Origin of the sequence: Micromonospora sp. NPDC000442 (genome assembly GCF_042898635.1) — a bacterium.
GTDB lineage: Bacteria > Actinomycetota > Actinomycetes > Mycobacteriales > Micromonosporaceae > Micromonospora.
Window position 1 is genome coordinate 56,646 of sequence record NZ_JBIAYZ010000025.1, and the last position, 10,327, is coordinate 66,972.

At 74.3% G+C, this 10,327-nt stretch carries 9 protein-coding genes; 4 read left to right on the forward strand and 5 right to left on the reverse strand.

Annotated elements, in window-relative coordinates; all coding sequences use genetic code 11:
* Window position 1: 1 nt before the first annotated feature.
* Genes ACFY2A_RS27535 through hutH form a run of 4 tightly spaced genes read left to right on the forward strand, consistent with a single transcriptional unit; the run spans window position 2 to window position 5,311 of the window.
* Window positions 2-1,219: an allantoate amidohydrolase gene (locus ACFY2A_RS27535; protein WP_387175820.1), complete on the forward strand. Its 1,218-nt coding sequence runs from the start codon at window positions 2-4 to the stop codon at window positions 1,217-1,219.
* Entirely contained in the window at window positions 1,216-2,577 is a 1,362-nt protein-coding gene (locus tag ACFY2A_RS27540; RefSeq protein WP_387175822.1) for a formimidoylglutamate deiminase, read from the forward strand. The genes ACFY2A_RS27535 and ACFY2A_RS27540 overlap by 4 nt, the downstream gene beginning before the upstream one ends.
* Window positions 2,574-3,779 (forward strand): imidazolonepropionase, encoded by a 1,206-nt coding sequence (gene hutI, locus ACFY2A_RS27545; protein WP_387175824.1) that lies wholly within the window; start codon window positions 2,574-2,576, stop codon window positions 3,777-3,779. The genes ACFY2A_RS27540 and hutI overlap by 4 nt, the downstream gene beginning before the upstream one ends.
* On the forward strand, window positions 3,776-5,311 hold the full coding sequence (gene hutH / locus ACFY2A_RS27550) for a histidine ammonia-lyase (RefSeq protein ID WP_387175826.1): 1,536 nt from the start codon (window positions 3,776-3,778) through the stop codon (window positions 5,309-5,311). Before hutI ends, hutH begins: the two co-directional genes overlap by 4 nt.
* Window positions 5,312-5,389: 78 nt before the next feature.
* Here hutH and rdgB read toward each other — a convergent pair whose 3' ends face one another.
* The 5 genes from rdgB to ACFY2A_RS27575 all read right to left on the reverse strand — a co-directional run bounded on the left by rdgB (window position 5,390) and on the right by ACFY2A_RS27575 (window position 9,996).
* The gene (rdgB, locus tag ACFY2A_RS27555) at window positions 5,390-6,007 is read right to left on the reverse strand and encodes an RdgB/HAM1 family non-canonical purine NTP pyrophosphatase (protein WP_387175828.1); all 618 of its coding nucleotides are present in this window, start codon (window positions 6,005-6,007) and stop codon (window positions 5,390-5,392) included.
* Window positions 6,004-6,732 carry a ribonuclease PH gene (gene rph / locus ACFY2A_RS27560; RefSeq protein WP_363916614.1) on the reverse strand — a complete coding sequence of 243 codons (729 nt, stop codon included), beginning with the start codon at window positions 6,730-6,732 and terminating at the stop codon, window positions 6,004-6,006. The genes rdgB and rph overlap by 4 nt, the downstream gene beginning before the upstream one ends.
* Window positions 6,733-6,832: 100 nt before the next feature.
* Window positions 6,833-7,942 (reverse strand): glycosyltransferase, encoded by a 1,110-nt coding sequence (locus tag ACFY2A_RS27565; protein WP_387175843.1) that lies wholly within the window; start codon window positions 7,940-7,942, stop codon window positions 6,833-6,835.
* Between the two features lie 77 nt (window positions 7,943-8,019).
* On the reverse strand, window positions 8,020-9,165 hold the full coding sequence (locus ACFY2A_RS27570; protein WP_387175831.1) for a glycosyltransferase family 4 protein: 1,146 nt from the start codon (window positions 9,163-9,165) through the stop codon (window positions 8,020-8,022).
* A gap of 84 nt (window positions 9,166-9,249) precedes the next feature.
* The gene (locus tag ACFY2A_RS27575; protein WP_363916610.1) at window positions 9,250-9,996 is read right to left on the reverse strand and encodes an MBL fold metallo-hydrolase; all 747 of its coding nucleotides are present in this window, start codon (window positions 9,994-9,996) and stop codon (window positions 9,250-9,252) included.
* Window positions 9,997-10,327 lie beyond the last annotated feature (331 nt).

Genomic DNA, 10,327 nt, shown 5'->3' on the forward strand with positions numbered 1-10,327 from the left:
CTTGTTGACACACACGGTGGAGGACGGGCCCCTGCTCGACAGGTTCCGCGAGCTGTGGGGGCAGATCGCCCCGATCGGCCGGGACGAGCGCAGCGGCGGCTACCTGCGGTACGCGCTGACCGAGCCGGAGCTGCGGCTACGCGAGTGGTTCCGGGCGCAGGCCGACGCGCGGGCCATGCCGGTGACCGACGACGGCAACGGCAACCTGTTCGCCTGGTGGGGTGACTCGGAGACCGGGGACGCGGTGCTGACCGGCAGCCACTTCGACTCGGTGCCGCACGGCGGGGCGTACGACGGTCCGCTGGGCATCGTGAGCGCCTTCCTCGCGGTCGACGAGTTGCGTGCGGCGGGCGTCGCACCCGCCCGGCCGATGGCGGTGGCGGCGTTCGTGGAGGAGGAGGGCGCCCGGTTCGGCGTACCGTGCCTGGGGTCCCGGCTGCTCACCGGTGCGCTGGACGTCGCGCGCGCGGCGGGGCTGCGCGACACCCACGGGGTGAGCTTCGCCGAGGCGCTGGGCGATCTGCCGGCGGGTGCCCGGCCGGAGCTGCTCGGCCGCTTCGCGGCCTTCGTGGAGTTGCACGTCGAGCAGGGCCGAGCGCTTGTCGAACAGGACGCGCCGGTCGCCGTCGCGAGCGCCATCTGGCCGCACGGCCGCTGGCGCTTCGACTTCACCGGCGAGGGCAACCACGCCGGTACGACCCGGATGGCCGACCGCCGAGACCCCATGCTCACGTACGCGTTCACGGTGCTCGCCGCGAACAAGGAGGCCCGGCTGCGCGGCGCGCACGCCACCGTCGGTCGGGTGGCGGTGGAGCCGAACGCCACAAACGCGATCCCGTCGCGGGTGACCGGCTGGTTGGACGCCCGCGCGGCCGAGCCGGAGACCCTGACCGGGATGGTGGAGGCGGTCCACGGCAAGGCTGCTGAACGGGCCCGGCGCGACGGTACGCAGGTGACGCTGACCGAGGAGTCGGCCACCCCGCTGGTGGCCTTCGACGGCGGGCTGGCCGACCGGCTGGCGGGTCTGCTGGCCGCGCCGGTGCTGCCCACCGGGGCGGGGCACGACGCCGGGGTGCTCGCCGCCCACGTACCCACCGCGATGCTCTTCGTCCGCAACCCGACCGGGGTGTCGCACTCCCCCGCCGAATCGGCCACCGACGCCGACTGCGCCACCGGGGTCACCGCCCTGGCCAGGGTGCTGGAGGAGCTGCTCCGATGAGTGCCACCCGTTGGCTCGCGGAATACGCCTGGCTTCCCGAGGAGGCCGAGCCGACCCCGGACGTGCTGATCGAGACCGTGCACGACCGGATCACCGGCGTCACACCTCTCGCGCCGGACGGCCGGCCCGACGCCGGTGTCGACGTGCTGGCCGACGCGGTACGGCTGCCGGGGCTGACCCTGCCGGGGCTGGCCAACGCGCACTCCCACGCGTTCCACCGGGCGCTGCGTGGGCGCACCCACTCCGGGCGCGGCGACTTCTGGAGCTGGCGCGACCAGATGTACGCGGTCGCCACCCGCCTCGACCCCGACTCCTACCTGGCGCTGGCCCGGGCGGCCTACGCCGAGATGGCGCTGTCGGGCGTCACAGGCGTCGGTGAGTTCCACTACCTGCACCACGGGCCGGACGGCACCCCGTACGCCGACCCGAACGCGATGGGTGCGGCGCTGGTCGAGGCGGCGGCGCAGGCGGGAATCCGGCTGACCCTGCTGGACACCTGCTACCTGACCGCCTCGGTGGACGGCCGGCCGCTGACCGGGCCGCAGCAGCGGTTCGGCGACGGCGACGCGCTGCGCTGGGCGGAGCGGCTCGACGCGTTCACCCCGGACGGCGGGCACGTGCGTCTCGGGGCGGCGATCCACTCGGTACGGGCGGTGCCGGCCGAGCAGCTCGCCACCGTCGCCGGCTGGGCGCAGCGCCGCGACGCCCCACTGCACGTGCACCTGTCGGAGCAGCCCGCCGAGAACGACGCCTGCCGGGCGGTGCACGGGTGCACCCCGACGCGCCTGCTCGCCGATCACGGGGTGCTCGGCAGGGCCACCACGGCGGTCCACGCCACCCACCCGACAAGCGCCGACGTGGGTCTGCTCGGCGACAGCCGCACCGGGGTCTGCCTCTGCCCCACCACCGAACGGGATCTCGCCGACGGTATCGGTCCGGCCCGCCGGATGGCCGACGCCGGCATCCCGCTCAGCCTGGGCAGTGACAGCCACGCCGTGATCGACCTGTTCGAGGAGGCGCGCGCCGTCGAACTGGACGAGCGGCTGCGGACCCGCAAGCGGGGCCATTTCACCCCGGCGGAGCTGTTGACCGCCGCGAGCAGCGCCGGGCACGCCGCTCTGGGCTGGACCGATGCCGGCCGGATCGCCGTCGGTGACCGCGCCGACCTGGTCACGGTGCGGCTGGACAGCGTACGCACGGCCGGGGTGACCCCGGCGGGCGTCTGGTTCGCGGCGGGCGCGGCCGATGTCGCGCAGGTGGTGGTGGACGGTCAGGTGCTGGTCCGCGACGGCCGGCACGTACGGGTGGACGTGCCGCAGGAACTGGCCACGGCGATCGCGGAGGTGACCACCCCATGAGCAGCCTGCTTGTCGACAACATCGGTGAACTGGTGACGAATGTGGCGGGCTCGGGCGTGGGCGCGCCGCTGGGGATCCGGCGACGGGCCGCGGTGCTCGTCGAGGACGGCGAGGTGGCCTGGGTCGGCCCGGCGGCCGACGCACCGGCAGCGGACCGGCGGATCGACGCCGCCGGTGCGGCGGTGCTGCCCGGTTTCGTGGACAGTCACGCCCACCTGGTATTCGCCGGGGATCGGGCCGCCGAGTTCGCCGCCCGGATGGCCGGCGAGCCGTACACCGGCGGCGGCATCCGCACCACGGTCGGTGCCACCCGGGCCGCCTCCGACGGCGAGCTGCGGGCCACCGTGCGCCGGCTGCGCGCGGAGGCGTTACGCCAGGGCACCACCACGATCGAGATCAAGAGTGGGTACGGCCTCACTGTCGCCGACGAGGCCCGTTCGCTGCGGATCGCCGCCGAGTTCAGCGCCGAGACCACGTTCCTCGGCGCGCACGTGGTCCCGGCCGAGTATGCCGCCCGTCCCGACGACTACGTGTCGCTGGTCTGCGGGCCGATGCTGGCCGCCGCCGCGCCGCACGCCCGCTGGATCGACGTGTTCTGCGAGCGGGGTGCCTTCGACGCCGACCACGCCCGGGCCATCCTCGCCTGTGGGCAGGCCCTGGGGCTCGGGGTGCGGGTGCACGCCAACCAGCTCGGCCCCGGCCCCGGGGTGCAACTCGGGGTGGACCTGGGGGCCGCCAGTGTGGACCACTGCACCCACCTGACCGACGCCGACGTCGACGCGCTGGCCTCGACGCGGTTCGACTGCATGTGCGCCGACGGTGGGCACACCACGACCGTGGCGACGCTGTTGCCCGGCGCCGAGTTCTCCACCCGGTCGCCCTACCCGGACGCCCGCCGGCTGCTCGACGCCGGGGTGACCGTGGCGCTGGCCACCGACTGCAACCCCGGCTCGTCGTACACCTCGTCGATGCCGTTCTGCATCGCGCTTGCCGTGCGCGAGATGCGGATGACCCCGGCGGAGGCGGTCTGGGCCGCGACCGCCGGCGGCGCGCGGGCGCTGCGCCGCGACGACATCGGCGTGCTACGGCCCGGCGCCCGGGCCGACCTGATCATTCTCGACGCACCGTCTCACCTGCACCTGGCCTACCGGCCCGGGGTGCCTCTCGTCCGCCAGGTTCTGCACAACGGAGTACCGCGATGACCGTCACCATCCAGCCCACCGGAATCACCCCCGCCGACGTGCTCGCCGTGGCGCGCGGCGGCGCCAAGGTGGTCCTCGACCCGGCCACGATCGAGGCGATGGCCACCAGCCGGTCCATCGTGGACGGCATCGAGGCCGCCGGTCGTCCCGTGTACGGCGTGTCGACCGGTTTCGGGGCCCTGGCGAACACCTTCGTCGCTCCGGAGCGCCGCGCCGAGTTGCAGCATGCGCTGATCCGGTCGCACGCCGCCGGGGTCGGTGCGCCGATGCACCGCGAGGTGGTACGGGCGATGATGCTGTTGCGGGTCCGCTCGCTGGCGCTCGGCCACTCCGGGGTACGACCGCTGGTCGCCGAGGCCCTGGTGGACCTGCTCAACCACGACGTCACCCCGTGGGTGCCGGAACACGGCTCGCTGGGTGCCTCCGGTGACCTGGCCCCGCTGGCGCACTGCGCGCTGGTGCTGCTCGGCGAGGGCTGGGTGCTCGGTCCGGACGGCGGGCGGGTGCCCGCCGCCGACGCGTTGCGCCGGGCCGGCCTCGCCCCGGTCGAGTTGGCCGCCAAGGAGGGGCTGGCGCTGATCAACGGCACCGACGGCATGCTCGGCATGCTGCTGCTCGCCATCGACGACGCCGCTCACCTGTTCACCATGGCCGACGTGACCGCCGCGCTGGCGATCGAGGCGATGCTCGGCTCGGAACGGCCGTTCCTACCGGAACTGCACGCCATCCGTCCGCATCCCGGGCAGGGCGTCTCGGCCGCCAACATCCACCGGTTGTTGCAGGACTCGGCGGTGATGGACTCGCACCGCGACGACCTGGCGCACGCGGTACAGGACGCCTACTCGATGCGCTGTGCGCCGCAGGTGGCCGGCGCGGCACGGGACACCCTGGAGTTCGTCCGGACCACCGCCGCCCGGGAACTGGTCTCGGTGGTGGACAACCCGGTGGTGCTGCCCGACGGCCGGGTCGAGTCGACCGGGAACTTCCACGGCGCGCCGCTCGGCTTCGCGGCGGATTTCCTGGCCATCGCCGCCGCCGAGGTGGGCGCGATCGCCGAGCGTCGGGTGGACCGGCTGCTCGACGTGACCCGGTCCCGGGACCTGCCGGCGTTCCTCTCCCCCGACGCCGGGGTCAACTCCGGGCTGATGATCGCGCAATACACGGCCGCCGGGATCGTCGCCGAGAACCGCCGGCTGGCCGCGCCGGCCTCGGTGGACTCGCTGCCGACCAGCGGGATGCAGGAGGACCACGTCTCGATGGGCTGGGCGGCGACCAAGAAGCTGCGTACCGTGCTTGACAATTTGACCAGCCTGCTCGCGGTGGAACTGCTCGCCGCCGTACGCGGGTTGCAGCTGCGGGCACCGCTGGCCCCGTCGCCGGCCGGGCGGGCGGCGATCGCCGCGCTCGGGCCGGCGGCCGGCGAACCCGGTCCGGACGTGTTCCTGGCCCCGCTGATGGAGGCCGCCCGCGCCGTGCTGGCCGCCCCCGACCTCCGCGCCGCCATCGAGCAGGAGATCGGGCCCCTCGGCTGACGCGAAGGCCGAGGCCGAGGCGGCGGATGCGGCGGCCCGTCAGCCCGGCGGGCGACCGCCGGCCGGCCCGGCGGGCGGTCAGGTAGCTGGCGGGAGCACCTTGGCGACCAGGGCGGCCAGTTCGCGCAGCGCCTTGCCGCGGTGGCTGATCGCGTCCTTCTCCGGCGGGGTCAGCTCGGCGTTGGTGCGGTCCTGGCCGTCGCCGAGGAAGATCGGGTCGTAGCCGAAACCGCCGTCGCCGCGCGGGGCACGCAGCAGGCGACCCGCCTGCCGGCCGTCGACCAGGTGTTCCTTGCCTCCGGGCAGCACCAGCGCGACGGTGCAGACGAAGGAGGCGCCCCGGTGCTCGTCCGGCACGTCGCCGATTTGGTCGAGGACCAGTTGGAGGTTGGCCTGGTCGTCACCGTGCCGCCCGGCCCAGCGGGCGCTGAAGACCCCCGGCATCCCGTTGAGCGCGTCGACGGCCAGCCCGGAGTCGTCGGCGATCGTCGGCAGCCCGGTACGCCGGCAGCCCTCCCGGGCCTTGATCAGCGCGTTCTCGCCGAAGGTCAGCCCGGTCTCGGGTAGCTCCGGGTACGCCTCGACGTCGTCCAGCCCGATCAGGACCACCCGGTGCACGCCAAGCGCTCCGTCCAGGATGCGCTGCAACTCGATCAGCTTCTTGCGGTTGCGGGTGGCGAGCAGCACCTTGTTCATGGGAGTAGAGCCTTCCGCTGGGCTTCGGCCAGGTCCAGGCAGCCGACCACGGCCAGGTCGAGCAGGGCGTCGAGCTGTTCGCGGGCGAAGACGCCGGCCTCGCCGGTGCCCTGCACCTCGACGAAGTCGCCGGTGCCGGTGCAGACCACGTTCATGTCGACCTCGGCAGCCACGTCCTCGTCGTAGCACAGGTCCAGGCGCGGCTCGCCGTCAACCACACCGACACTGACCGCCGCCACCGAACGGTGCATCACCTTCTCCGGCTTCCCGGTCAGGGCCTTGCGGGCGGCGAGCCAGTTCACCGCGTCGTGCAGCGCCACGTAGGCACCGGTGATCGCGGCGGTCCGGGTGCCGCCGTCGGCCTGCAGGACGTCGCAGTCGAGCACGATCGAGTTCTCGCCGAGCGCCTTGAGGTCGATCGCGGCGCGCAGGCTCCGGCCGATCAGCCGGGAGATCTCATGGGTACGCCCACCGACCCGGCCCTTGACGCTCTCCCGGTCCGACCGGGTGTTGGTGGCCCGGGGCAGCATCGCGTACTCCGCGGTGACCCAGCCCAGCCCGGAACCACGGCGCCAGCGCGGCACCCCCTCGGTGACGCTCGCGGTGCAGAGCACCCGGGTGCCGCCGAATTCCACAAGCACCGACCCCTCGGGATGGGTGCTCCAACCGCGGGTCAGGGTCACCGGTCGAAGTTGGTCGGGTCGCCGCCCGTCAGGTCGCGCCATGCCTGCACCCTATGTGGTGCACTGATCGAACCCTCCCCGGGTGTCCGCCACCGGGGTCGACGCGGTGAGTCTTCCGGCGTCGAGGCCGTGACCGGCCGAGTCAGCGGCCGGCGTCGTGCGCGCGGAGGAACCCGGCGACCGCCGCCGGCCAGCCGAACTGCGCCGCCCGATCCCGGGCGGCGGCCCGCCGCCGGGCCTCCGGGCGCTCGAGAAGCTGACGGACGGCTTCGGCGAACGCCGCCGGGGTGCCGTCGGCGGCGAGCCCACCCGAGCCGATCACCTCGGGCAACGCGCTGGCCGCGTTGACCACGACCGGGGTACCGCAGGCCAGTGCCTCCAGCCCGGCCAGACCGAAGGTCTCCACCGGGCCGGGGGCCAGGACCACGTCGGCGCTGGCCAGTACCGCCGCGAGGGCACGACGGTCGGGCAGGAAGCCGGTGAAGGTGACCGGCAGGTCGGCCGCTCGCCGCCGCAGTGCGGCGCGGCGCGGGCCGTCGCCGACCATCACCAGCACCGCCGGCACACCGGCCTGCCGCAGTTGCGCCAACGCGTCCACGGCCAGCTCGGGCCGTTTCTCCACGGACAGCCGCGCGCAGTGCACAAGCAGCACCTCGGCCGGGCCCGCGTACCGTTCCCGGACCGCCGGGTCGGCGCGGCCGGGATGGAAGGTGTCCAGGTCGACGCCGAGCGGTACCAGGTCGACGTGGGGCACACCGATGCGGGCGAACTCCTCGGCCGCCCACCGGGTGGTGCAGACGATCCGGTCGTAACGGCGGGCCGTGTCGGCGTTCAGCCGGTCGGCGAGCCGCCGCCCCAGCGTGGCGGGTACGCCCCAGGCACCCAGCAGGCCGGTGAGGGACTCGTGCGAGACCATCACGGACGGCACCCCGGTCGCCCGAGCCCAGTCGCCGGTCCAGCGCAGGGTCGAGCGGTCGGACACCTCCAGCCGGTCGGGTGCAAGCGTGGTCAGCAGCCGCGCGAGCCGGCGTCGGGCGGTGAGCAACCGGTAGCCGCCGCTGTGCGGCAGCGGTGGGCCGGCCAGCGTGACGACCCGGCCCCACGGGTGTCGTTGGTCGTCGTCGCGACGGCCGGGCACCACGAGCACCGGTTCGTGTCCGGCCGCCCGGTAGCCCTCGCCCAGGTGTTGCAACGCGGTGCGCAGCCCGCCGGAGGTTCCGGTGACGAAGCTTGCCAGCCTGACGATCCGCAGTGTGCCGGTGGATGTGCCCGCGACCTCGGTCGCGCTGGTGACGCCGGTGGTCCTGGTGCGGCCCGGGTGGGTGCCGGTCACGACGCCGCCGGCAGGTCGATGGCGGGCGTGCTGGCGAAGGCGGCCCGGTAGTGCCCGACGAGTTCGTCGCCGACCGCCGCCCAGCTGCGTCCGTGCACCGCGGCACGCGCGGCCAGGCCGTACGCCTGCCGGCGCGTCTCGTCGGCGACCAACCCGGCCACCGCCTCGGCGATCGCCGTGCCGTCCTCGGGTGGCACCAGTACGCCGGTCTGCCCGGGGGTGACCAGATCGACCGGCCCACCGCTGGCCGGCGCGACCACCGGCACCCCGCTGGCCAGCGCCTCCTGGACGGTCTGGCCGAAGGTCTCGTGCGGGCCGGTGTGCACGAACAGGTCGAGGCTGGCGTAGAGGCGGGCCAGGGCCTCGCCGTGCTGGACGCCGAGGAAGCGCACACCGGGCAGGTCCCGTTCGAGCTGGCGGCGGGCCGGGCCGTCACCGGCGACCACGACCCGGACACCGGGCAGGCGGGCGGTGGCGGCGAGCAGGTCGACCCGCTTCTCCGGGGCGAGCCGCCCGACGTAGCCGACCAGGGTCTCACCGCCGGGCGCGACGGCCCGGCGCAGGCTCGGGCAGCGCTTGTCCGGGTGGAAGCGCTCGGCGTCGACGCCTCGGCGCCACAGCCAGATCCGCTGCACGCCGTGCGCGGCGAGGTCCTCGGCGGCCCTGGTGGAGGGGGCGAGGGTGCGGCGGGCCGAGTTGTGGATCTCCCGCAGTCGTCGCCAGGCCGCGGCCTCGCCCCAACCGACCCGGTACGCCCGGGCGTAGGCGGCTACGTCCGTCTGGTAGACGGCGACGGTGGGCAGCCCGTGCCGGCCTGCCAGCACGGCCGCCCGGGCACCGAGGATGAACGGACTGGCCAGGTGGACCACGTCGGGCGAGTGCTCCAGCAGCACCCCGGCCAGCCGGTTGTTCGTCGGTACGCCGAGCCGGAAGCCGTGGTAGCGCGGCAACGGCACGCTCGGGATACGGACCACCGGGTACGGGTACCGGTCGGTGTCGCGACGCAGCGTCCCCGGTGGGGCGGGTGCGATCACCAACGGCTCGTGGCCGCGGGTGACGAGGTGCTCGGCGGCCCGCACGACCGAGTGGGCGACTCCGTTGACGTCGGGCGGGAACGACTCGGTCACGATGGCGATCCGCATGCCTTCACCGTGGTGGTGGCAGCGAAGGTCCAGGAGACGTCCAATTGACCGCCCGGCGAACAGTGCGGCACGAACCCGCGCGGGTCAGACCTCGTAGCTCGCGCCGGGACGGACCACTTCCAGCGGGCCGGCGTACGCGGCGGAGGCGGCGGCGACCGTGAGCGCCTCGCTACCCCAGGCGGGGACCAGATGGGTCAGCAGCAGCCGCCCGACGTTGGCCTTGGCTGCTGCCTCGCCCGCCTCACCGCCGGTGAGGTGCAGATCCGGTGGGTTGTCGACGCCGTCGAGGTAGCTGGCCTCGCAGAGGAAGACGTCGGCGTTCTGGGCCAGGCGCAGCAGCGCCTCGCAGGGGGCGGTGTCCGAGGAGTAGCAGAGCACCCGGCCGCCGTGTTCAAGACGTACGCCGTAGGTCTCCACCGGGTGCAGCACCCGGTCGACGGTGACGGTGAACGGGCCGATCGGAAAGGTGCCGGGTTGCAGCGCGTAGAACTGGTAGACGTCCTCGACGGTGCTGTCCTCCTGCCCGTACGCGGTGGACAACCGGTCCGGGGCACCGGCCGGCGCGTAGACCGGCAACGGCGGGTACGGCCCGTCCGGGGCGTATCGCCGCACCACCACGTAGGTCGCGGCGTCGAGGATGTGGTCGCAGTGCAGGTGGGTCAGGAGGATGGCGTCCGGGGCGTGCAGCCCGGCATAGCGTTGCAGGGTGGACAGTGAGCCCGAGCCGAAGTCGACCAGGAGCCGGAAGTCCTCGGCCTCGACCAGATAAGCCGAGCAGGGGGACTCGGGTCCGGGGAAGCTGCCCGCACAGCCCAGGACGGTCAGTCGCATCGAGTTGTCTCGCTGTCACGGTAGGTAGTGAACGTGCCGGCCGCCGCTCCGGCGGTGATCACTACCGACGCGTACGCCACGCTGCGCAGCCTACGCCCGCGCGTGCAAGGGCAAGAATGATCTGCTGGAAGTTGTCATCAACGTGACACCGGTTTCGCCCGTCCGATCGACCACCCGTCACCGAAGTGGTCGACTCGGGCCGAGCGGCGCGGCGGGGGGCCCCCGCGGGCGGGGGGGGGGGCCCCCCGCGGGGGGGGGGGCCCCCCGCCGCGCCCCCCCCGGGCCCCCCCCGGGGCCCCCCCCCCGGCGGCGCGGGCCCCCGCGCCGCCCC

Excerpts from the sequence above, each read along its gene's own strand:
- ACFY2A_RS27540 (WP_387175822.1), top strand. The coding sequence starts at position 1,216 with ATGAGTGCCACCCGTTGGCTCGCGGAATACGCCTGGCTTCCCGAGGAG.
- rph (WP_363916614.1), bottom strand. The coding sequence starts at position 6,732 with ATGGCGCGACCTGACGGGCGGCGACCCGACCAACTTCGACCGGTGACC.
- ACFY2A_RS27570 (WP_387175831.1), bottom strand. The coding sequence starts at position 9,165 with ATGCGGATCGCCATCGTGACCGAGTCGTTCCCGCCCGACGTCAACGGA.
- ACFY2A_RS27575 (WP_363916610.1), bottom strand. The coding sequence starts at position 9,996 with ATGCGACTGACCGTCCTGGGCTGTGCGGGCAGCTTCCCCGGACCCGAG.
- rdgB (WP_387175828.1), bottom strand. The coding sequence starts at position 6,007 with ATGAACAAGGTGCTGCTCGCCACCCGCAACCGCAAGAAGCTGATCGAG.
- hutI (WP_387175824.1), top strand. The coding sequence starts at position 2,574 with ATGAGCAGCCTGCTTGTCGACAACATCGGTGAACTGGTGACGAATGTG.
- hutH (WP_387175826.1), top strand. The coding sequence starts at position 3,776 with ATGACCGTCACCATCCAGCCCACCGGAATCACCCCCGCCGACGTGCTC.